The following is a 23,398-nucleotide window of genomic DNA, read 5'->3' on the forward strand; positions in this document are numbered from 1 at the left end:
GGGCGACTCGCTCCTCCCCCGGCCGCGAGGGAGGAGCTCGCTGGGTCGGCGCACGGCTCAGCGCAATTCGAAGGTCCGCAGCACCGCTCGCCCCGCGAGCGTGCGCAGCCCGGGCGCCAGGCACCACGGGTACAGCCACCAGAAGCCCGGCAGGATCGGCACCAGCGCCCGACCGGCCGCGGCCCCGGCGTGACGCGTCGCATCGCCCGGCGCGGTCACGACCAGCGCCCCCGCGGGCACCGACGGATCGGCCGCGAATTGCAGGCGCGCGCCGAGGTCCCACATGCGAAGCAGGGCCACCCGGCGGATCGACGCCTCGTCGGCCGCGTGGTGCACGACGTACGGCGCTCGCGGCCCGCGGTAGCGCAGGCGGTCGAGCGGGCGCAGCAGCGACGCCTTCCACCCCGGCTTGCGCCGCGGCCGGGCGCCCTCGCCTTCTGCCAGCGGGCGCGACATCAGCGTCCGCCACACCGCCTCGACCTCGGCGCCCGACAGCCACGCGATGTAGACCGCCAGCATCACCTGCACGAACGTGCCGACGTTCATCGCCACGTCGATCACCAGGTGCATGATCACGCCGACGCCGAGCCACAGCCGCTTGCCGCACAGCCACCGCAGCACCCACGCGTGCGCGCGCGGACGGCGGGCCCGCAGCCACAGGTACGAGCCCACCAGCAGGGCCGGGAACGCCAGCACGCCGGCGACCACGAGCGCCTGCGCCTGCGCGCGCGACAGCTGCACCGGGCCCTCGCCCGGGCTGTAGTAGTACCAGGCGGTCAGGCCGCCGACGTAGGCCAGCGCGCCGACGATCGCGGCGATCAGCGCGTACGAGCTCCAGCGCCGCCACGCCTGCACTTTCGGCCATGTCCCTTCGGACAGCTCGCGCTCGCACCGGCGCAGCGCCAGCCCGACCAGCGCCAGCGGGAACAGGGTCTCCCACGCCTTGGTGACCCACGTCGAGAGCGGCAGGAAGCCGATCATGTGCAGGAACGTGGCGACCTGGATCTGGAACGGGTGGCGGTAGAAGTGGTCGAGGCTGAGCGCGTAGAACAGCGCGGTGCCGTCGAACCACGTCAGGCCGCTCTTGAGCGCCCCGGTGGCGCAGTAGATGATGGCGAGCTGCAGCATCATCAGCCGCAGCGGCCACGCGGGGATCTGCCGCAGCGCGGGCACGACGACGCTGCCGGCCAGCAGCTCGCGCCGCCGTCGCCACCAGGTGTCGAGCGCGTAGGCCTCGCCCCAGCGGGTCAAGACGCCGAGGAACAGGAACACCCGCAGGACCGTGTCGCCGCCGCTGTAGAAGACGGGGCTGTAGCTGTAGAAGGTGTTGACGAGGAACCAGCTCAGCAGGGTGCTGAGGCGCGTCTTGATCCCGAGGATCATCGCCGTGACGCTGGCGCAGGTCAGGCCGAACACCGCCCACACGAAGGCCGGGTCGGCGCGCAGGTGGAACAGCGAGAACTTGGCCCACAGCGCCTGGACCACGCTCCACCAGCTCTCGAAGCCGTGCTCCGGGTCCCACAGCCGCCGCAGCTCGCCGCCGTAGTTCTTGCGCGCCATCGCCGGCAGCCACAGGCCCTCGTCGGTGAACAAGAACCGCAGCAGCGGGATCAGGTCGAGCAGCGTCCACAGCACGACCACGCCGTAGACGATGCGCAGCAGCCCCGCCGGCCGCGGGTCGACCCGCTCGAGCCACAGTCGCCGCCACAGCTCGGGGCGCACCAAGAAGAACGCGAGCGCGCAGCCGAGGCCGAGCCACAGCGCACCTGTCGCAAGGGACATGTGCGCCGAGAGGTCGATCGCGGGCCCCTTGGCGGCCGGAGCGAGCAGCGCGGCCAGCATCAATCACCCCCCCCGTCGGCCCCGCCGACCTCGGCCCCGCCCTCGTTGCCGCCGCCCTCGGCCGGCAGCGCCGGCTCGTCGCCGTCCTCGACCGGGGCCACGTCGCGCTTGCGCTTGCCGTCGACGGCCCGTCGCCGCTCGAGGATCTTGGCCCGCGCCGCGGCCCGCTCGCGCCAGCTCGTGGTGTCGACCTCGACGAAGCTGCCGGCCGGCAGCGGCGCGAACCCGTAGCGGGCGCGGATCTGGTCGGGAAGCTGCGCGTGCGGGGTGGTCGCGCAGTCGAAGCCCTTGAGGTCCTCCTTGTAGAGCTTGAGCTCGAACGGGTCGAAGCCCATGGTCTCGATCGCCTTCGACGGGTGCGGCACCTTCGTCCACATCTTCGTGAAGTTGACCCGCACCGGCGGCTCGCCGCCGTGGGTGCGCGCCCACTCGCGGCAGACCCACGCGGCGTACGGCGACTGGTAGCGCTCCTGCTCGAGCAGCCGCCGGTTGATCTTGCCCATGCGGTCGTAGAAGAAGTACGGGTAGTCGCGCCGGCCGTAGATGTCGTGCAGCAGGTCGATCTCCTCGCCGGCCTGCGTCACCACCCGCACCTGCAAGAACATGTTGGTGCGGTGCGGGTTGGGGGCGAACATCGCCCAGCTCTGCACGCTCGAGGTGGCCCGCATGTAGGCGCCGGAGCGCAGCAGCTCGGCCAGCCGGCGGTTGAACCGCTCCGACAGCCCGCTCGCCGGGGTGGTGTGCTGCAGCAGCGCGACCGTGTGATAGAGGACGAACAGGCTGACCAGCAGCGCCGCCCACCCGCGGTAGGCCCACGGCCCGTCGCCCACGTCCTCGGCCGGCGGCGCCCGCAGCAGCGCGTCGGCCAGCCTCGTCGTGCCGTCGTGGGATGGCCGACTCACGGGACATGCTCCTCGGGACATGTCGCTTTGGCCATCAATACAAGGCACCCCACGTGTCCCTCATGACATGTCCCATGCGCCAGCTTCAAAGATAACGAGGTTCCCACGCCGGACGGCCCCGGCGGCCCGGCGCCGTGCGGGGCCAGCCGCGGTCTACTCGCCATCGCCGCCTCCCTCGTCCTCGGCCCCGCGCGCCGGCTCGGCCGCGGGCTCGGGCGCCGCGGCGGGGCGCGGCGAGGTGACGCTGGCGGCGCGCGGCTGCGGGTTGCCGCCCCAGTCGCGGCGGGTGGCCCAGCTGCGGCGGCGCTGGTCGGCCTGGCGGGCCTGCTTCTCCGCGGCCGCCTCGAGCTCGCGCTGGTCGGCCTCGTCGAGCGGGACCCCGTAGCGCTGCTTCATGAAGGCGGGCAGCTGGCCCTGCTTGAGGCAGCTATGGGTCTCGAGCAGCTCGTAGGTGGCCTTGAGGTCGGCCGGGCGGTACCAGCCCTTGTCGCGGACCTGCTCGGGCGTGGGGATCTTCGTGGTGATCCGCCAGGTCTCGACCTTGGCCGCGGGCTCGCCGTACTCGATGAACCAGTTGCGACAGACGAAGAACGACCACGGCCGCAGGTACGACTTGCCCTTGCCGATCATGCGCCGATGCATCTTGCGCATGCGGTCGTTGTAGATCCACGGGAACGGCCGGTAGCTGTAGCTGTTGTAGCCGATGTCCCAGCGGGTCCCGTCGGGCAAGACCACCACCGTCTTCATGAAGGTGTTGGCCCGCGGCGGGTTGGGCGCGAACATGTTCCAGCTCTGCGAGGTGCCGGTGACGGTGAGGTAGCTGCCGAACACCCCGCGCGCGGCCGACCGCCACTGGCTGAACACGTTGCTGCTGGGGAACAGCGCCAGCGCGACGGCGCTGAAGTGCCACGTTATGAGGCCGAGCACGACCGCCCGGAACAGCGCCCCGCCAGCCAGCCCCGGCGTGCCCCCGGGTGCGGCGTCGGCTGGCACTCCGGACATGCCCTTGAAGACATGTCTCAAGGGCCTTGTGAACAGACGAAACACCAGCGCGACCGCGGCGACCAGGCCGAGCCAGGCGTAGACGAGGCCGCCGACGTCGCGGTCGCCGCCGATGCGCTTGTAGATGATGGCGAGCAGCAGCGCGCCGAGGACCACGACGATCGCGTCGGGGATGGTCCGGCCGCGCGCGGGCAGGTCCTCGGGCCGCTGGGCCGGGCCGAACAGGCGCTCGCCGCCGGCCGGCAAGACCCGCCGCAGGCCGGTGCGCCGGGCCTGCCGCCACAGCCAGTGCAGCGCCGCGGCGATCTCCTCGCCGCGCAGCCAGGCGACGTAGACCATCAGCATGATGAACGGGAACATGCCGATGTTCATGAACAGGATCAGGAAGCCGTGGAAGAGCAGCCCGAGGCCGAGCCACAGCCGGCGCCCGAGCAGCCACCGCTGCACGAACGACTGATCGATCGTCCACCCGCGCACCCGCAGCGGCCAGCGCCCGAGCGCGAACCAGGCGACGATGAGCAGCGGCACGATCACGCCCAGCACGAGGTGCACGTGGCCGACGCCGGTGGCGACCAGCGCCCGCGCCTGCTCCGGCTGGTTCTTCGGCAGCTCGACCACGTACGGATACGCGAGCACGCTGACGCGGTAGAGCGCGGCGTAGCCGAGCAGCAGGGCCAGGCGGCCGAGCCAGCGGCGCCACGGGCGGTCCTGGGCGATGAACCACGGCTGGTCGCGGTGGCGCAGCTGGAACCCGAGGATCGCGCCGAGGATCGCGATCGCGAAGTGCTCCTCCCACCAGCGCGTCACCCACGTCATCAACCGGAACAGGTTGGTGCCGAACACCGCCGAGACCTGCTGGGTCCAGTCCTCGAAGCGGTAGAAGTGGTCCATGTTGAGGGCGTAGTACAGCGCGTCGCCCTGCATCCACACGTTGCCGGTCTTGACGATCCCGGTGGCGGTGTAGATCGCCGCCAGCTGGGCCATGATGAGGTAGCGCGGCCAGCTCGGGATCAGGCGATAGACCGGCTGCTTGCCCGGCTGGGCCGGCTCACCGACCTCCTGCAGCTTGCCGGCGCGGCGCAGCAGCTTGCAGCGGACCCAGTTGTCGAAGCTCCACGCGTCGCCGGTGCGGGCGAAGATCAGCACCCACCACAGCGTGCGGTACACCGTGTCGGTGCCCTCGAGGTAGAGCCCGTTGTGGTTGTAGACGCTGCACACCAGCAGCCACGAGAGCACGCCGGTGAGCCGCGAGAACACCCCGGCGGCGTACAGCAGCAGCACGCCGAAGATCGCGTACATCACCCACTCGACGCCGTCGGGCGCCGACCAGAAGTAGAACAGCGAGTGCTTGCCCCACAGGAACTTGAAGACGCCCCAATGATCGAGGAAGCCGTCCTCCGGGGTCCAGCCCATCAGCGCCGAGCTGCCGAACCGCGAGCGCGTCTCGTCGAGGTCGTAGAGGCCCTCGTCGCTCCACAACATGCGCCAGTACGGGTGCAGGTTCCAGAAGCACTGGATCGTCATCAGCGCGGTGCCGATGCGCAGGGTCGCGAACATGCGCGGGTCCTCGAGCGCGAGCAGGCTGCGCCGCACCGACTCCATCCGCGTGGCCGCCCACGCCAGCGTCGCCACCACCACCGCCAGACAGAGCCAGCCGACGTGGCTGCCGAGCTCGGGGGGGACGCGGCTGAAGTCGAGCGCCTCGGGTGCCAACATGCGGGTGAGGCCGCCGACACTAGCACGGCGCAGACCTTCCTCAGCGCCCGCGGGCCACGCGCATATTTTGCGTGACTGGCGATCTAGAGGCTACTGGCGCGGCCTGGGCCGGGGAATCCGGCGGGCGCTCGAGATCGGGCACGGCCGCCCGGGAGCTGTCCCGAGAGACATCTCGCCGAGGCGGATCCGCCGTCGCCTCGACTATCGCGGCCGGGCGGGTTCGCGGTAGAGGAGAGCGTGCCTTGGAGCAGGCGGCGGGTGCTGGGGCTGGTGGCGGTGGCCGCCGGCTGTCGGCCGCCGGAGCTGCCGCCGTCGGCGCCCACCAGCCTGCTCGGCGAGGCTGCGCCGCAGTTCTCGCGGCGGGGCCTCGACGGGCGCACCGTCGACCTCGCGGCGCTGCGCGACCGGGTCGTGGTGGTCGAGTTCTTCGCCCGCTACTGCGAGCCGTGCTGGAAGCACCTGCCGAAGGTCCAGCGCTGGGCCGCGCGGCAGCGCGACGTCGTGGTCATCGGCATCGGCGCCGACGAGTTCGCGGGCGACACCCTGGCGATGGTGCGCGCGCTCGGGGTCGGATTCCCGGTCGTGCACGACAGCGGCCTCGTGCTCACCGCCCGCTTTCGCGTCGACAAGATCCCCGCGACCCTCGTTTTGGACCGCGGCGGGCGGGTCCGCTGGCGCTCGCTCCCCGGCGACGGCGTCGGGGCGATGGACCGCGCCGTCGAGGCCATCCGCCGCGCGCGCGATTGAGGTACTCTGGCAGGGTGACCGCCCCCCGTCCGGCCGCGCTCGCGCTCGGGTTCGCCGCGCTCCTGTCCGCAGAGACAGGTTGCCGCAACGCCAACCTCGCCAGCGTCATGGCCCAGACGCCGAGCTACGAGCCCGAGGGCCAGACCCGCTGCGGCGTCGCGCGCAGCCACGCGCGGCCGCTGATCATCGAGTGGCCGGCGCACGACCGCAGCGAGCTCGAGACGCTGGTGGCCGAGGGCGAGCGCATGATCGCGGTCCGCTTCGCCGGCTGCGAGATGGAGCTGCTGCGCGGCTGCTCGGCCGCCGGCAGCTACCGCTACCAGGGCGTGCAGCCGAAGCGCGAGGACTACGTGTTCAAGCGGGCCGACGACCTCTACGCCAAGATCCCGCTCGGCGCGGCCAACCTCGAGGCGGAGCTCGAGCGCCACGGCGCGCTGACGCTCGGCATGACGGTGGTGGGCCGCTGGCAGGGCGGCCACGGGCGGCCGGCGCGGATCGATCTGCGCGGCGACTGCGATCAGGCGACGCACGTGATCTCGGGGCTGTCGGTCGGGGCGTTCCGCCTGTCCTCCGAGGCAGGTGCGGAGATCCGCGGCGAGGTCGGGTGGATGCAGGTGGGCGCCGGGGCCGGATCATCTGCGGCGCGCGGGCTGGTGCGCAGCGACGGCGACCTCGCGGCCTGCGGCGACGCCGGCGGCGACGGCCCGCCGCACCGCTGCCGCGCGCTGCTGCGGGTCGAGGTCACGGCGATCCGCGAGCCGGCGGAGGTGGCGGCGGCGCGGGCTCGCCAGGTGTGCCCGCGCGACGCGGCGCTGGTCGAGGGCGGCCGCTTCCGCGCCAGCGTCGGCGGTCAGGTCGAGCTGGCCGATTTCTGCCTCGACCGCGAAGAGGTACGGGTGGCCGACTACGCCGCCTGCGCGGCCAAGGGGCCGTGCTCCGAGGCGGCCACGAGCGCCCGCTACAAGGGCGCGGACGAGGAGCTCGCGTGGGCCAACGGGCAGTGCAACGGCGACCGCGCCGGCCGGCGGCGCCACCCGATCAACTGCATCAGCTGGAACCAGGCCGCGGCCTACTGCCAGTGGGCCGGCGGGCGCCTGCCGACCGAGGTCGAGTGGGAGTGGGCGGCCCGCGGCGGCGAGCAGGAGCGGACCTACGCGTGGGGCGAGCAGGAGCCGGGGCCGCGGCTGGTCAACGCCTGCGGGGAGGAGTGCGCGCGGGCGCGGGCCCGGCTGCAGCCGGCGCTCAAACATGGCCTTCAGGACATGCCCCCGGAGACATGGCTCAAGTTGCACGGCAAGAGCGACGGCGAGGTCGGCACGGCGCGGGTCGGCAGCTACGCCGCCGGGCGCGGCCGCGGGCAGGTCGCCGACCTGGCGGGCAACGTGTGGGAGTGGACCGCGAGCCAGGAGATCTCGTATCAGACCGGCGAGGAGCAGAACGTCGGCTGGGGCGGGCCTGACACCGGCCGCCGCGCCACTCGCGGTGGCGGCTTCCTCTCGACCGACGACAACGACGTGCGCACCACGGCCCGACGCCTGCGCGACGTGAAGGACCGGCGGCCCGACCTCGGCTTCCGCTGCGCCTACGACCCGTGATCGCAGCATGTCCCTCGGGACGGTTTAATAAGGTGTCCTCGGGGACAGGTGATGCGAGGGGCCTTTACCTGTCCGAAGGGTCAGCTTTCAGCCCCACGCGCACAGCGGGCGGCAGGTCGCGGCGAGGCAGTCGGACATCGGCTTCCACAGGTTCCACGACGGGCCGCCCATCAGGCCGTAGAGGTTGATGACGGACTCGCACGGGGCCTGGCAGTCGAGGCCGTAGCAGAGGCTGGACTGCGCGCACTGCTGGATCGCCGCGCAGCCCTCGTCGGCGTGGCAGGCGTCCCACAGCGCCATGCAGTCGGTGCAGATGCAGGCGGCGCACTCGTTGCCGGGGTCGACCTCGGCCAGGCACGCCTCGATCGGGTCGGGCGCGGTCGTGCTGCTCGCATCGCCGGTCGTCGTCTCGCCCGTCGTCGTCGTCGTCGACGTCGTGCTGCTCGACGTCGTGCTCGTGGACGGCTCGCCCGTCGTGGTGGTCGTCGTCGGGTCGCCGCTGCTGCCCGTGCTGCTGGTGCTGCTCGAAGTCGAGCTGCCGGTGGTGTCGGGCGCGGCGCTGGTGACGGCGCTGGTGGTGCTGGCGACATCGGCCGTCGCGCCGCCTCCACCATCGCCGCAGGCGGCCAGAGCGAGCACCGAGGCGAGGACCGCAGGGGGGAGGCGGGGCATGGCGCCGACGATAGCCGCTCGCTTGCGCGCCGGTCAAAATCGCGCAGCAGGCGCGAATGTGACCTCGCCCGGGGTCCGCAAGCTGGACTCGCGATCGCGACGATGCCGGCGCGGAGCGGTGCGGGCCCGCCCCAGGCGTCCGTCGCGGAGCCCCCCTCGCAGCGGCTGCGACCGACGCCTGTTCCCGGCGGCAGGTCGCGAAGACGCCGACGCAGGGGCTGCGCCGGCGTGGAGCACCGGTGGGTTCAGGGCCGGTGCGAGGCGTGCGGGTCGGGGCTCAGCACTGGCCCTGGCACTGCGTGTCGACGCAGGTGCCGATGGCCTGGGCCTTCATGCCGGCGGGGCCGAACGGGCCGCCGTTCATCTGGATGACGGTGCCGCACGGCCCGAGGCAGTCGATGCCGCCGCAGCCGGACTCCTGCGCGCAGTCGCGGATCGCCTGGCAGCCGGCATCCGCCGCGCAGATCTGCAGCTCCTCGAGGCACTCGGTGCAGGCGCACTCGCCACACGGGTCGCCCGGGTTGACGCTGTCGAGGCACTGCATCAGCGGGTCGTCGGTGGTGGTGCCGGGATCGGTGGTGCTGGTGTCCTCGGTCGTCGTGCCGGGGTCGGTCGTCGACGTCGTGCCCGGGTTCTCGGTGGTCTCGGGCTCGGTGGTCGTGTCGATCGGGCCCTCGGTCGTCGTCGTCGAAGTCGTGGTCGTCGTCGTCGCCGGCGTCGTGGTCGTCGGGTCGTCGCTGGTGATCGAGGTGCCGGTGCCCTCGGTGGTGTCGGTCGTGGCGGGCTCGGTGGAGCCGTTCGAGGTGCCGGTGTCGGTGGTCGCCTCGGTCGCCTGGACGTTGGTCTCGCTGGTCTTGCCGTCGTCGCCGCAAGCGCCGAGCGAGAGCAGGCCGAGGGCCGTCATCGAGCTGAAGAAGAAGTTGCGAATCATAGGTCAGTGCCTCCTGATGGGGCGCCGCGCGCCCTTTCCGCCGCACCCTAACACGCCCCCCCGACCGGTGGGCCAGAAACGGGCGGAAAGGCCCATGCGCGCGCCCCACAGTGACGCGCTCCACAACGAAATAGCGGGCCCGTGAATCAAGGCCCGGCCGCGCTCGCGGCCACCTGTTGCAGCAGGTCGAAGCGCGCCTGATAGAGCTCGGCGATCCGCCCCAGGCCCTCGATGTGATGGCCCTGGCCGGCGAATTCGACGAGCGTGACCGGCTTGCCGAGCGCGCGCGCCCTGTCGTGGAAAGCGCGCGACTCGCCGACCGGCACGCGCCAGTCGTTGCTGCCGTGGGTGAGGAGCAGCGGGGCGGCGAGCAGGTCGACGTGCGAGAGCGGACTGCGATCCTTCATGCGCGCCAGGTCCTCGGGGCGGCTCGGATCGCCGCTCTCCAGCACCACCCAGTCGGGGATGTTGCACTGGTCGTGGAAGCTCTTGATGTCGGAGAAGCCGGCGTGGGCCAGGCCGAAGCCGAACTCGTAGCGCTCGGCATGTCCCTTGGTACCTGGCGGAAAGGTCAGAGCCCGCATGGTCGCGTAGCCGCCGTGGCTGCCGCCGAACACGCCGATCTGCGCCGGCTTCAGGCCGAGCGTGCGCTCGGTCCAGCGGGCGACGTGGAACAGGTCGACGATCTCGTCGCCGCCGAGGTCGCGGTCGTTGAGGGCCGCGAACGCCTTGCCGAAGCCGTCGCCGCCGCGCACCGTCGGCGACACGACGGTCAGGCCGGCCGCGCACATGACGTTGGCGAAGGTGCTGTAGTGGTTCTCGCCGCCGTAGAACGCCTCGACGAGGGCGAGCCGGTGGCCGGGGTCCGCGGGCGGACGGCGCGGGGTGAGGACAAAGGCGTGCAGCTCGCGCGGCTTGCCGGTGGCCTTGTCGCGGTCGAAGGTCGGGATCTTGACCCGCTCGGCGCGGCACTGGGCGACGGCCTCGCGCACGGCGGGCGCGGGCCCGAGGCTGAAGCCGGGGCCGAACGCGGGGCCCTGGGCGTCGGCGTGGACCGGCTGGACGTTGAGCTCGAAGTACTGGTCGGGCGCCTCGTGGGTCCAGATCACCCGGCCGTCGCGGCCCTCGAGCACGTCGGCCGCGCCCGGCAGCGGGCGCGCGGCCAGGACCTTGCCGGTGCGCGGATCGATCACCGCCAGCGACGAGCCGAGCGGGCTGCGGTGCACGCCGACCACGCCGATGGCGGTGATGAAGGCCGAGGTCAGGTCCTCGGTGAAGCGCGTGAGCTGCTTGATCGCACCTGTCTTGCGGGACAGGCTGTAGAGGTTGCGGTAGCCGTCGTCGTTGGCGAGCAGCAGCGCGGTGTCGGCGTCGAGCCAGCCCTCGAGCAGCTCGGCGTCGGTGCGCGTGACCTTGGGGTCGGTGAGCACGCGGACGACCGGGCGCGCGGCCGTGAGGTCGACCGCGACGAGCTGGGTCCGGTTGCGATCGCCGTCGACCTGGGCGGCGAAGAACACCTCGCGGCCGTCGGGTGAGAACCGCGGCGACGACCACGTGAAGGTCAGGGCCGGCGTGTCGCAGACGACCTCGCGCGCCGCCTTGCTGGCGATGTCCAGGACGCGCAGGCAGGTGCGGTACGGCGGCGCCTCACCGGCGCGCGGGAGGTAGGCGATCTGCGATTCAGCGTCGTCGAGGCCGAATCCGTAGACGTAATCGTGGTCGGTGACCTGCTCGAGCGCCCCTGTCTTGAGATTCAGGGTCCATAGATTCATGCGCTCGTCATTGCGAGCATCGGCGTGCAGCCACAGCGTCGCGCTGGCGGCGTGGTGGTGCAGGCGCCACAGGCTGCGCTGGGACCAATCGACGTCCGAGACCTTGGTGGCCTGGATCGGGTCGCGGATCGAGTCGTCGGCGAGGTCGAGCACCTGCAGCTCGTAGCGCTCGCCGGTCTTCAGCACGAACAGCTTGCCGGTGCGCAGGCTCGGCATCCATTGCGTATACGGGAAGCCGGTGAGGAACGGCGCGAGGTCGACGGCGCGGTCGAAATAGCGGACCACGCCGACCTCGGCCTCGGGCTTGGCCGCGCCCGCGGGCGGCTCGCTGTTCGGATACGGTTTGGCCGCCCTCGGGGGGGCGCAGGCGGCCAGCAGGGTGAGCGTCGCGACGAGGGGAGTGCGCACGGCCCTACCCTGCTAGCAGCCCGCCCGCGCCGGGTGCAAGGGGGGCGCGGGCGGCGGCGCGGGTCAGAGCGCCTGGGTCTGGGTCATCAACAGGCCGCCGTTCTCGGACGGGCTGGTGGTGCTGCAGGTCGGCAGGACGCCCTTGCCGGCGGCCACACACTCGGCGATCACCGCGGCGCGCGTCCACGACAGCCGGCGCGGAGTGTTGAGGCAGACCGCGCCGTCGGGGCCCCACTTGGCCTCGACCGGCCAGGCGGTCCCGGGCTGCTGGATGCCCCACTTGTCGCTCACGTCGATCGGGTTGCCGTTGACGGTGTGGCTCGCGCCCGTGCCGCAGTAGTCGGCCCGGATCATGCGCACCGCGGCCTGGTGGGCGTCCTTCAGCGAGGTCGCGCCGACGCTGCGCCACGGCGCGTAGCCCCACTCGACCGCCTTGGCCAGGGCGGCGCCGCGACAGGCCCAGGTGAACGCGTCGGCGTACTCGATGCGCGAGCCGGTGCGCTCGTCCCAGGCGAAGTTGAGGGCGATCGCCTCGGTCGGGTTGCTGGCGCCGTCGCGGCACAGATACTCCCAGGTGGTGGCGTCGACCTGGTAGCGCACGTCGTTGAAGTAGATGTCGTCGTCGGAGCCGCTCTGCACGACGCTGAAGATCTTGAGCCGCTTGTTCTCGAAGCTGCCGGGCGAGATCTCGTAGTCGAACTCGTACTCGGCGTCGACGAGCTCGGCGCCCGAGCGCTGGATCGAGTCGAGCAGCGCAGTGATGAGGCTGCCCGACGTGATGGCGAAGCTGTCGAGCTCGGAGGTGTTCATGCGCATCCCGTTCATGCGCATCCCGTTCATCACCTCGCCGTTCATCCGCATGCCGTTCATCCGCATGCCGTTGACGAGCGGTCCGTTGACCTGGACGCCGTTGTCGATGACGGTGCGAAACGTGACGCCGTCGTCGATCGGCGTGCCGACCTGGGCGTGCTCGGCCACCTCGTCACATCCGACGAGCCCGATGCTCAAAGCCGCGACCACCAAAGTATGCTTATGAACCGAAAACATGGCTTCCCCCTCCAAGGGCCGAAAAACCGGCCTCACCATCTTTCATATCGCGGGTGATCCGATTTTACGAGTGACAGCACACCGCGAAATATTCGCAGTCGCCGTCGGGCGCCCGCCCGGCGCCCGCCCGCGCGTGTGGTCTGCGAATCGCCGCTCCGCGACTGACGACTGACGGCCTCTTCACGATCCGCCGGTCGGCCTCGCGGGCGCGACCGAGGCGCAAACACGCAACCCCAGCGTCGAATCACGGGTGTCCGGCGACCACGGATAGCGGTTCACGGAGCGACAGGTCACCTCGTCGTAATAATAAGCCCCGCCGCGGATGATGCCCTCGTTCGGCGCGAGGGACGAAGTCGTCCACTCCCAGACGTTGCCGACCAGATCGTCGACGCCGAACGGGCTGCGCGAGGCCGGGTGGGCGCCGCCGACGTCAGGCCCGCCGTGCTCGGGGACGCGGGCGTAGGTCTCGTCGTAGTTGGCGTCGGCGCGCGTGATCGAGTCGGCGTGGGGGAAGTTGCGGGCATCGGCGCCGCGGGCCGCTCGCTCCCACTCCCATTCGGAGCAAAGCCGGGCGCCCGGGACCCGCCCGGAGCGATCGAGCCAGCGGAGGTACGCGTTCGCGTCGTCCCACGAGATGGCCGAGACCGGCATGTCGAGCCAGTCCTGCTCGGCCAGCGCGTCGCGCCCGGCGTAGCGCAGCGGCTCGCCCATGCGCGCGGCGTAGGTGGCCTCGCCGGCCTTCATCACCAGCCGCCAGCCGCGCTCGACCGGCTCGAGGCGGACGCCGACGTGGAACTTGTCGGCCTCGACGCCGGGGGTCCTCAGCGCGCGCTCGGCCGCGGGCAGGTCGTCGAGGAAGGCGATCCATTCGCGCCAGGTGGTCTCGCGCCGGGCGATCGCGTAGCTGCCGGTGGTGACCTCGTGCTGCGGGGCGGCGAAGAAGAACTTGCGGCGGATCGTGTCCTCGTCGGCGCTGCCGAACAGCGCGGCGCCGGCGGCCACGAACGCGAAGCCGGGCGGGATCGACGAGGCCAGGGGGATGTCGAGCGCGAGCTGCTTCGCCTCGCCGCGCCCCAGCAGCACGGGATAGAAGATCGGCTCGCGACCGTCGATCGCGAGCTCGAGCAAGTACGAGCCGGGCGCCAGCTCGAGCGGCGCGACCGGGGCGAGGCCGAGCTCGCGCGGCTCGACCAGAGCGTAGCGGTGGTCGTCGTCGCGCTCGTAGCGGGCCAGCTTGACCGTGGCGGCGTCGGGCCCGACCGCGACCGAGAGCGTCGCCGGGGCGCTCCAGCGAGCCTGGCGCGTGCCGTCGTCGTAGAGCCTCACGCGCGCGACCAGCTCCTCGGCCAGCTCGGGCCTGTAGCGCACCTCGGCCAGCGCGGCCCGCTCGTACAGCGCGTCGGCGATCAGCTGCTTGGCCTCGGGGTGCGCGGGGTCGAAGCCGAGAGCCACCTCCGAGGCCGAGATCGCCTCCTTGTAGGTGCGGTCGGCCTCGTCGAAGCGGTGCAGCGTGCGCGCCCACTCCTCCTCGCCGCCCGGGACGTCGCGGCCGTCGAACTTGCGCAGCGCGTGGGCCCGGCTGGTCCGCGCCTCCTGGTCGTGCGCGTGGGCGGCCGCGAACGCCTCGCGCGCGCGCGTGAGCTGGTCGTCGACCTTGCCCGCCAGCGCTCGCGCCTCCTGGACCTTCACCCCGGCGAACGCGAGCCCGGCGACCAGCGGCAGGGTCGCGATCGCCACCCCGCGCAGCCAGCGACGGCGCCGCAGCTCGGCCGCGCTGGCGGCCAGGAACTCGCGCTCGCGCGCCCGCAGGCTCGCGGCCTCGAGCTTGTCGGACTCGACCAGCTGTTCGGCCGTCCACAGGCCCACCTGGCCCTGCCCGAGGCGCTGCCACTCGACCGCCGCCTGCTCGAGGCGATGACGGATCTCCCGCGACTCGCGCTCCTCGTTGATCCACCGCTGCAGGGCGCTCCAGTTGCGGATCAGCGCCTCGTGGGCGATCTCGTGGACGGTGCCGTCCTGGGCCTCGCGCGCGACCACGAGGCGGCCGCGGACCAGGGCCTCGAGCGCGGCTTCGCTGGCCGGGTCGCCGCTGACGAGGTCCTCGACCGGCAGGCTCGCGCGCGTGTCCTCGATGGTGACGAGGCGCATCAGCAGCCGGCGCACGGCGATCCGCTGCGACGGCGGCAGGCCGGCGACGACGTTGTCGGCGTGGCGCGCGAGCGCCCCGGTGACGCGACCGATCCGCTCGAGATCGGCGGCGGTGATGATCTTGCTGCCGGCCTCGCGCGCCTCCCACAGCTCGGCCAGCGCGAACTGCAAGAGCGGCAGGCTGCCCTCGACGCCGGCCTGGATCAGCTCGTCGACGAGGCCCTCCGAGCCGAAGTGCACGCCCTGCAGCGCCGCCGGGCCGACGATCGCCTCGCGCATGCCCTCGCGCGTGAGCGGCGTGAGCAGGTAGACGGCGGGGTTGATGAACGGCCCGAGCTGCGGCAGCGCGGCCGCGCGGGTCAAGAAGTCGCCGCGCACGCTGGCGAGCAGGCGCAGGCTCGGCACGCCGGAGGCGAAGGCGGTGAGGAAGCGGCCGAACGGCTCGACCTGCGGCGCCTCGCTGAGGGTGACGAGCTCCTCGAGCTGGTCGATGAACAGGACGAACCCGCGGTCCTTGCCCTGGCGGCGCGCGAGCAGGCGCACCAGGCCCTCGGGCTCGCCCATGAGCAGGGTGCGCAGGGCCTCCTCCTTGAGCGTGAAGTGCGAAGCGAGCGCGGACACCAGGGTCTGCAGCGGGCGCCGGCCGGGGATCATCGCCAGGCTGCTCCACGTGCGGCCGCCGACCCCGGGAGGTTGGCTCGCCTGCGGCAGCACGCCGGCGCGGCACAGCGACGACTTGCCGACGCCCGAGTCGCCGGCCACCAGCACGAACGACTGCACGCGCAGGCGATCGACGACGGTGCGGATCTCCGCGACCCGGCCGAAGAACACGGCGCGGTGGCGGGCCTCGAACGCCTGCAGGCCGCGGTACGGGTTGCCGTGGATGACCTCGGCGATCGGTCCGGTGGTCAGCAGCAGCTCGAGCGCGGTGCACAGCTCGTCGGCCGAGGCGAACCGGGCCGAGGACGCGCGCTGCAGGCAGCGGTCGATCAGCGCCGCGAACCGGCTGTCGACCGCGGGCGCGACCTCCTGCAGCGGCCGCGGAGATGTCTCTTGGGACAGGCGGGCCAGCTCGAGCGTGCTGGTCGCCTCGAGCGGCGGATGCCCGGCGCAGAGGATGTAGAGCAGCGCGCCGAGGGCGTAGATGTCGGAGCTGCGGGTGGCCGGCTCGGCGCGCCACAGCTCGGGCGCCATGTAATACGGCGTGCCGACGATCACCTCGTCGTCGGCGTCCTCTCCCGACGCCCGGCCCGCCATCGTGCTGTCGAGCGGCGCGACGATGTCGACGCGCGGGATCCCGAACTCGGCCGTGTCGCCGATATGGTTGTCGACCCCGAGCATCACCGGCGCCGGCGTCTTGATGTCGGGCCGCCGCGCGGCCCCCTGCGGCACCAGCTTGGCCAGCCCGAAGTCGAGCAGCTTGACCTCGCCGAGCTCGTTGCGGACCACGTTGGCGAGCTTGATGTCGCGGTGCAGCACGCCCTGGCGGTGCGCCGCCGCCAGCCCGCGGGCGAGGCCGACGCCGATCGTCAGCGCCTCCTGCCACGGCAAGGCGCTCTTGATGTCCGACAGCGGCTGGCCGCGGACGTACTCGGAGATGATGTAGAGCCGCCCCTCGAGCTCGCCGATGCGGTGGATCGCCATCACGTTCGGGTGGGCGATCCGGGCCGCGGCGCGGGCCTCGGTGACGAACCGCTCGCGCGTGCGCGGATTCGCGTCGCGGGCGTTGATGAACTTGATCGCTACCGGCCGGTCCAGGATCGTGTCGTGACCCAGGAACACGACGCCCATGCTGCCGCTGCCGAGCCCGCGGACGAGGCGGTACTCATCGAACTGTTGTGGAAGGGTCCATTCGCCGCCGGCCGACATCATTCCCGCGTCGACCCCTCCTTTTATCGTCTCCTGGATGGCCGCAAGTATATACGGCGGAGGGGGCGCGCCGCGGCCCGGTCGTTCGTCCCACGGCCCCGTCCGCCCCGGTCATGCGCCGCTCGCGGAGGCTCCGCTGCGGGCGTCGGCGTCGGGCCCGTGCACCAGCCGCCTGTCCTCGACCTGGTACAGGAACTCGACCGCTGCGTCGACGCTGGCCCCCTCGCCCACGACCTGCACCACGATCGTGCCAGTCCCCGCCCCGATCTCGAGCACGAGCCGGCGCGAGGTGCCGTAGAGCAGCATGAGCAGCAGCGCCACGCCGAACAGCCCATACGTGATCGTGCGGTCGTACTCGAGGGCGGCGATCCCGAGCACCGCGGTCACGGCCGCGAGCCACAGCAGCCACGGCAGATGGTGACGTCCCAATCGGACCCACTGCACCGCGGCGACGGGGATCGAAGTCAGCGCCGCCGACGAGCCCTCGCGCGCGCTCTGCCAGACCCGGTGGGATGTCAGCGTGATGTCCCGCCAGGTGGAGACCACGTGCTCGCCGCGCAACAGCTTGCGGTTCATAACGCTCGCAGCATGCTACCGCCGCCGCGAGGAGCGAGAAAGCGCGGCGTCCGGCCCATGGGCCACGGGTTATCCTCGCCGCTTGTCGGTGCGTGGACTGTTGACCCTGGTGGCCGGCGGATGGCTGGTGAACGCCGGCTGCGACGCCTCTGCGGGCCCTCGCGCGCGCGCTGCCGAGCAGCCGCCCCGGGTCGCGTCCGCGGGGCCTCCGGCGTCCTTGCGGGTTGCAGCTACACCGGACGGCGGGGCGTCCGCAGACACCGATCGGGGCCAGCCGCCAGCCCCCACCGGGCCCGCGCCGCTGTCACCCGAGCAGCGGGCGACGCTGGAGCGGGTGCGGGCCGAGCGGATCTTCGTCACCCCGCCCCTGCACTTCACGGCCAGCAACGAATACCGCCACGCGCTGTGGTTCCCGTTCGTGCAAGGGCTCGGCGGGGCCTACGTCGGCGTGGCCTCCGACCAGAACTACACGCTGCTGGCGGCGGCCCGCAGCGAGGTCGCGTTCATCGTCGACATCGACCGCAAGGTCGTCGACCTCCACCAGATCTACGCGGCGCTGATCGCCGCGGCCCCCGAGCCCGCGGGGTTCCTGGCGCTGTTCGAGCCCGGAGCCGGCGAGGCCGCGCGCCAGGCGATCGCGGCCGGGCTGGCGCACCAGCCTCGCGACCAGCAGGGCCGCGTGCAGGCGCTGTTCGCGGGCGAACGCGCGGCGCTGGCGGTGTACCTGCAACGGGTGCGCGACCAACAGATCGGCTCGTGGCTGGCCGATCCCGCGGCATACACCTATGTCCGCGAGATGTTCGCGGCCGGACGGATCCGCGTGCTCCAGGGCAACCTCACCGGCAAAACGACGATGGCCGACATCGCCGCGGCGACTCGCGCGCTCGCGTTGCCGGTGACGGTCCTCTACCTCAGCAACGCCGAAGACTATCTGTTCTACACCGACCGCTTCGCCGCCAACGTGGCAGCGCTGCCGAGCTCCCCGCGCAGCGCGCTGCTGCGGACGATCCACGACCGCTTCCCGACGTGGGAGAGCGCCGGCGAGGGCGATCCGCGCTGGCACTACCAGGTCCAGGCGCTCCCTGACTTCCAGCGAAGACTCGGGGACCGCTCCCACGGCCGCAACCAAGATCGTGCTTCGATGTTGACGACGGCGGTCGCCGTCGGCGCAGTCGAGCGCAAGTCTCGCGGGCTGAGCACGATCGCCCTGAACACCACAGAACCGGCCGGAGAAGGAGATCTCCTCATCGCGCGCGCGGACGAGGCCGCAGCGCCACGCCGAGACTGACGCCCCGGCAGCTCGGCGATCGCAGAGCCCCTTTAAAAGTTTGTCACGCTCGCTCGCAGGGCCCGATAGACATGTTTAAAGAATCATGTCTTTAAAGACATGTCTGATTCGACATGCCCTTCACAACATGTCCCATAGACGTTGCGCCGTCGCATCCGCAGGTACGACCTCGCGGCTCGCCGCGTCGGACGCGTCCTGCAGCCGGTCTCCAGCGGTTGCTGTCGTGCTGACGGAGAGACGCCAGCGGACTGGGTGCCCGGCTTCATGCTGCGCTCGGCCGCCCCCAGCACGACGTCGACCGCGGGCAGCAGCACCGCTTCGACCTGCTCGATCGGCTGCTGACGCTCGGTCGCTGCGGCTCGAGCTTCGCGCCGCCAGCCGCGGAGATCGACATGGACCCTGACGCTTGCCGCCTGGCCTTCGAGGCATGTCCCTTCGGGCATGCCCCCGCATCCGCCGCGCGAGCGCGTCACACCGCCAGCACGACGTCGGCCGCGGGGAACAGCAGCACCGCCTCGACCTGCTTGCGCTCGAGGCCGGCCTGCTCGGCCGCGGCCGCGCGCCAGGCGGTCACCGCGTCGCGGTAGAGGCGGGCCCGCTCCTCGGCCTCGGACTGCTTCTCGATGTTGTCGAGGCAGAGGCCGTAGACGACGGCCTTTTGCACATGGCCCTCGAGACCTGTCGCATCGACCTCGTCGAGGCCGAGCTCGAGGTTGGGGTCGAGGTCGAGCACGAGCCGGGCGATCTCGCCGGTCTGGAGGGCGCCGCTGCCGTCGAGGCGGGCGAACGGGACCTGCCGCTCGACCCGCGTCGCGGACGGGTCGCGCGCGCCGCGACTCAGCGCGGCGCGCAGGTTGGGGCCCTCGAGCACGCGCAAGAACTCCTGCACCCGCGCCCGCACCCACGTCTCGTCGCGGCTCGGCGCGGCGGCCCGCACGATCGCCTCGAGGCTCGGGGTGCTCGGGTTGAACTCCTCGAACCAGGCGATCTCGGCGAACAGGGCCCGCATCGCCGCGCCCCAGTGCGACAGCGGCGTGTCCGCCAGGTGCATGTGGTCGGCGACGGTGCGGCCCGGGTCCTGCGCGAGCACGGCGGCGCGCACCAGCGGGCCCTGCGAGGGCAAGAAGCTGAGGCTCGTCGGCTCGCTCACCGGCACCGCCGCCGGCCGCTCACCCGCTCCCGCCGGCGCCGACTCGAGGTGCGGCGCCGAGGGGTCGACGGGGCCGGGCTCGACGTAGGCGTGCGGCGCCAGCCAGCTGCGGTCGCCGTGCTCGAACAGCACGCTGTCGGGCTCGACCGGGCCCTCGTGCAGCGCGTGGATCACCAGCGCCGCGGCCTTGGCCGGCGCGCCGCGGCTGCCCTCGCTCGGCGGGTCGACGAGGATGAACAGGCCCTCGCGCGCGCGCGTGACGGCGACGTAGAGGAGGCACAGGCTCTCGTGCGCCAGCCGGTCGATGTGCTGCTCGAAGATCGGGCGCAGGTCGTCGAACTGCTGCCACATGTCCTTCGAGACATGGCGGGCGATCCGGATCACCGGGCCGGCGTCGCCGTCGCGCTCGTAGACGACCTTGAGCGTGCGCGTCGAGGCCAGCTCGGTCTCGAGCTCGGGCAGGATGACGATGTCGAACTCGAGGCCCTTCGACTGGTGGACCGTCATCACCTGGACCGCGGAGGCGGCCGGGTCGGCGACGGGCCGCGTCTCGACCATGGCGACGAACTGGTCGCAGCGGAGGGTCCGCCGCTCGTCCCACACCTGCGCCAGCTGGATGAGCTGCATGCAGCGCCGGTACTGCCGCTCGTCGACCTGGCCGGCGATCGCCCGCACCCACTGCTGCAGGGTCGGCGCCAGGCCGTCGCTGGCGATCTGCCGCCGCACCCGCGCGGCGACGCGGCGCTGCAGGTTGCGGTCGTCCTTGTCGAAGCCGACCACCTGTCCCAAAGGACTGGCGAACACGTTGAAGCCGGCGATCGAGTGATCGGGGTGGTCGGCGAGGCGCAGCAGGTCGAGGATCGCGTTGACCGCGGGGGCGTCGGTGAGCGGGCCGCCGCCGCGGCCGGTCGCGGGGATCTTGAGGCGGGTCGGGCCGAGCTCGTAGAGGACGCGGCCGACGGCGCCGTTGGTCCGCAGCAGCACGCCGATCGTCTTGCCGGGGTGGCGGTGGTACAGCTCGGCGACCAGCGCCGCGGCCTCCTGCAGGCGCAGCTGCTGCCGCTTGCCCTGGTCCTCGCAGCGGCCGACCGCGCGCACCTGCACGTAGCCGGGCAGCTTGCGGGTGGTGGTGTGCTGCTCGAACTCGGAGTCCCAGCGGCGCGCGGCGTACGGGTAGCGCAGCAGCGTCGGGTTGTCCTTGAGGTTGGTGAAGATCTTGTTGACGACCTCGATCACCGCCGGCGACGAGCGGTAGCTGGTGGCGAGGGTCTCCTTGTGCAGCACCTGACCACCTGGCCGATGGAGCAGGTCGTCGAGACGCGAGAGGATCTCGGGGCAGGCGTTGCGCCAGCCGTAGATCGACTGCTTGACGTCGCCGACGCAGAAGAAGCTGCGCTCGTCGGTCGAGTACGACACGGTCTCGTCGACGATCGGCCGCAGGGCGTTCCACTGCTGGATGCTGGTGTCCTGCATCTCGTCGAGCAGGACGTGGCGCAGGCGGGCGTCGATGCGGAAGCAGATCTCGTCGAGGTGGCCGGAGAGGTCGGCCTGCGCCAGCGCGACGGTGAGGTCGGCGAAGGTGATGACCTTGTGCTCGCGCTTGACCCGGCGATAACAGCTGTCGAACAGCTGCAGCAGGGTGCAGGTGGCCCGGGTCTGCTCGATGACGCGGCGGCGGAACACCCCGCGCGCGTGGCCGAGCAGGCGCCGGTAGGCGAACACGGTGCCCGGCGCGATCGGCTTGTTGTAGTAGACGAGCTCGTTCTCGGCGACCTTCTTGGCCAGACCGGTGGTGAAGAACTCCATCCAGTCGTCGGAGCTGCCGCCGCGGCACTGCTCGGCGCGCTGACAGTCCTTCTGGTGGGCCTCGATGCCGCGCTTGCCGAGGTCGGTCGGCACGGCGAAGCGCAGGGTCGCGATCGCGTCGTCGAGCTCCTGCTCGCCGAGCGTCGGCTCGGGCGCGATCGCCTCCCACGCGGAGGTGTCGTGGGCCTCGCGGTAGAGGTCGTAGAGCGAGCTGACGGTGTTGTCGATGGTGTCGGTGACGGCCCGCTCGGAGCTGCCCTCGGTCAGCGACGCCAGCAGCTCGATGATCGCCTCGGTGTCGCCCTCCTCGAGCATGAGCCCGATCGCCTCGCGGCGCAGGCGGAAGGCCTCGTCCTCGTCGACGATCCGGGCGTCGGTCGGCAGCCCGAGCTCGAGCGAGAAGCAGCGCACGATCGTGCCGAAGAAGCTGTCGAGCGTGCGGATCTGCAGGCGGTGGAGGTTGTTGGCCAGGCTGGCCAGGAGGTCGAGCACGCGGGTGCGCGCGAGGTCGCGGTGGAGCCGGTGGCCGAGCTCCTCGCGCTTGGCGCCGTCGTCGGCGGCCTCGGCGAGGGTGCGCAAGATTCGGTCGCGGATCTCGCCGGCAGCGGCGCGGGTGAAGGTGCTGGCGAGGATCGAGTAGGGGAAGGCGCCCCGACTCAAGATCTGCAAGTAGCGGTTGGTGAGCTGGTAGGTCTTGCCCGAGCCGGCCGAGGCCAGGATCCGCATGTGCTCGAGCCGGTGCCCGCCGGTGAGCCGCGGGTCGGGCGGGAGGTCGAACGCGGCCTCGGCGACCCGCTCGGCCTCGGCGATCACGGCGAGGACGTCCTGCCGCGGGGCGGGCGGCATGTCCTCGGGGACATACGACCTGACCTTGGCACCAGGTCGCTTGCGCGCGTGCGGCGGGTCGAGCACGACGGCCTCGGCGAGGGCGATCGCGTCGGCGAGGTTGTCGGCCGGGCCCGGGAGATCGGTGGCGTGCGCGAGGGCGTCGATCTCGTCCGGGACGAAGCGCCGGGTCCGTGGCGGCTCGACGGCGACCTGGCTCGCGTGCAGCTCGCCGTCCCCGGGCTCGAGCCACTCGGCGTCGGCGGGCGAGATGTCCTCTTGAACAGGCTCGGACGGGACTTGGTCGCGGCTGTCCTCGCGGACAGGTCGCTCGACGAGGGTCTCTGCGCGACGCGAGGGCTCGCCGGGGGCGTTGCGGCCCGTCGCGCCCGCGCGGTCGGCTCCTTCGCGGTCGTCCGGGCCACCGTCCGAAAGGACAGGCGATTCGTCGCGCGCACGGTCGCTGACGGCGCGCGCGCGCCTGCTCGAAGCGACGGAGGCCTCGACTTCGGCGACGCGCGCTGGCGCTTCCCCGTCCAGGACATGGAACGTCCTGTCCGAAGAGACATGTACCGAGCTCACGCTCTGTCTCTGCTCCTCGGCGGCGGCGTCGCTCTCGAGGACAGGCTCATCGGACAGGGCATCGTTCGCGTGGCGAGATGTCCTGACCGACGGGACAGGCGCGCCTGCCCGCGGCTCACTCGCGCCGCGCGCCATGTCCTTCGGGACAGGTCTTCCCGCCTGTGGCTCACTCGCACCGCGCGCCTCACCGCGCGCCTCACCGCTCGTCGGCGGCTCACTCGCGCTGCGAGGCTTCCTGTCCGCGAGGCCAGGTTCTCTCGTCGGCGGCTCGCTCACACCACGGGACCTCCTGTCCGTCGGGACAGGTCCGCTCGCCTGCGCCTCACTCGCGCCGCGAGGCTTCCTGTCCGCAGGGCCAGGTTCTCTCGTCGGCGGCTCGCTCGCGCTGCGAGGCTTCCTGTCCGTGGGGACAGGTCCGCCCGCCTGCGTCTCGCTCGCGCCGCCGGGCCTCCTGTTCGAAGGAGTAGAGGACGCCTCGCCCATCCGGTCGCCGGTGTCGCGGGCTCTCCTGTCCGTCGGG

The 23,398-nt window shown here is 72.1% G+C and carries 14 protein-coding genes; 3 read left to right on the plus strand and 11 right to left on the minus strand.

Annotation, left to right across the window (positions count from 1 at the left end):
* Positions 1–57: 57 nt before the first annotated feature.
* The 3 genes from POL25_RS16775 to POL25_RS16785 all read right to left on the minus strand — a co-directional run bounded on the left by POL25_RS16775 (position 58) and on the right by POL25_RS16785 (position 5,462).
* A complete protein-coding gene (locus tag POL25_RS16775; protein ID WP_272087044.1) occupies positions 58–1,842 on the minus strand; it encodes an HTTM domain-containing protein in 1,785 nt (594 codons plus the stop codon).
* Entirely contained in the window at positions 1,842–2,744 is a 903-nt protein-coding gene (locus POL25_RS16780; RefSeq protein WP_272087045.1) for a hypothetical protein, read from the minus strand. The genes POL25_RS16775 and POL25_RS16780 overlap by 1 nt, the downstream gene beginning before the upstream one ends.
* Before the next feature lie 153 nt (positions 2,745–2,897).
* Positions 2,898–5,462 carry an HTTM domain-containing protein gene (locus tag POL25_RS16785; RefSeq protein WP_272087046.1) on the minus strand — a complete coding sequence of 855 codons (2,565 nt, stop codon included), beginning with the start codon at positions 5,460–5,462 and terminating at the stop codon, positions 2,898–2,900.
* Between the two features lie 237 nt (positions 5,463–5,699).
* Here POL25_RS16785 and POL25_RS16790 point away from each other — a divergent pair, with 237 nt between their 5' ends.
* Positions 5,700–6,209 (plus strand): TlpA family protein disulfide reductase, encoded by a 510-nt coding sequence (locus POL25_RS16790; protein ID WP_272087047.1) that lies wholly within the window; start codon positions 5,700–5,702, stop codon positions 6,207–6,209.
* A gap of 14 nt (positions 6,210–6,223) precedes the next feature.
* A complete protein-coding gene (locus tag POL25_RS44370) occupies positions 6,224–7,804 on the plus strand; it encodes a formylglycine-generating enzyme family protein (RefSeq protein WP_272087048.1) in 1,581 nt (526 codons plus the stop codon).
* An 87-nt stretch (positions 7,805–7,891) separates the two neighbouring features.
* Here POL25_RS44370 and POL25_RS16800 read toward each other — a convergent pair whose 3' ends face one another.
* The 6 genes from POL25_RS16800 to POL25_RS16825 all read right to left on the minus strand — a co-directional run bounded on the left by POL25_RS16800 (position 7,892) and on the right by POL25_RS16825 (position 17,227).
* Positions 7,892–8,476, minus strand: coding sequence for a hypothetical protein (locus POL25_RS16800; protein WP_272087049.1), 585 nt, complete (start codon positions 8,474–8,476; stop codon positions 7,892–7,894).
* Positions 8,477–8,753: 277 nt separating this feature from the next.
* Positions 8,754–9,407 (minus strand): hypothetical protein, encoded by a 654-nt coding sequence (locus POL25_RS16805; RefSeq protein ID WP_272087050.1) that lies wholly within the window; start codon positions 9,405–9,407, stop codon positions 8,754–8,756.
* 146 nt (positions 9,408–9,553) lie between these two features.
* Positions 9,554–11,587 (minus strand): S9 family peptidase, encoded by a 2,034-nt coding sequence (locus POL25_RS16810; protein ID WP_272087051.1) that lies wholly within the window; start codon positions 11,585–11,587, stop codon positions 9,554–9,556.
* A gap of 63 nt (positions 11,588–11,650) precedes the next feature.
* The gene (locus POL25_RS16815) at positions 11,651–12,607 is read right to left on the minus strand and encodes an ADYC domain-containing protein (RefSeq protein ID WP_272087052.1); all 957 of its coding nucleotides are present in this window, start codon (positions 12,605–12,607) and stop codon (positions 11,651–11,653) included.
* Between the two features lie 207 nt (positions 12,608–12,814).
* Positions 12,815–16,654 carry an nSTAND1 domain-containing NTPase gene (locus POL25_RS16820; RefSeq protein WP_272087053.1) on the minus strand — a complete coding sequence of 1,280 codons (3,840 nt, stop codon included), beginning with the start codon at positions 16,652–16,654 and terminating at the stop codon, positions 12,815–12,817.
* A 108-nt stretch (positions 16,655–16,762) separates the two neighbouring features.
* A complete protein-coding gene (locus POL25_RS16825; protein ID WP_272087054.1) occupies positions 16,763–17,227 on the minus strand; it encodes a hypothetical protein in 465 nt (154 codons plus the stop codon).
* Between the two features lie 88 nt (positions 17,228–17,315).
* On the opposite strand from POL25_RS16825, the gene POL25_RS16830 reads away from it, so the two are divergent.
* A complete protein-coding gene (locus POL25_RS16830; RefSeq protein ID WP_444547406.1) occupies positions 17,316–18,515 on the plus strand; it encodes an LIC_10091 family protein in 1,200 nt (399 codons plus the stop codon).
* Between the two features lie 83 nt (positions 18,516–18,598).
* Here the strand turns inward: POL25_RS16830 and POL25_RS16835 are convergent, their stop codons facing one another.
* Complete coding sequence (locus POL25_RS16835; protein ID WP_272087056.1) at positions 18,599–18,958, minus strand: hypothetical protein; 360 nt, start codon at positions 18,956–18,958, stop codon at positions 18,599–18,601.
* 26 nt (positions 18,959–18,984) lie between these two features.
* The gene (locus POL25_RS16840) at positions 18,985–22,878 is read right to left on the minus strand and encodes a UvrD-helicase domain-containing protein (protein ID WP_272087057.1); all 3,894 of its coding nucleotides are present in this window, start codon (positions 22,876–22,878) and stop codon (positions 18,985–18,987) included.
* Positions 22,879–23,398: the final 520 nt, after the last annotated feature.

It is taken from the genome of Nannocystis bainbridge (assembly GCF_028368995.1).
In the GTDB taxonomy this organism is placed as follows: domain Bacteria; phylum Myxococcota_A; class Polyangia; order Nannocystales; family Nannocystaceae; genus Nannocystis; species Nannocystis bainbridge.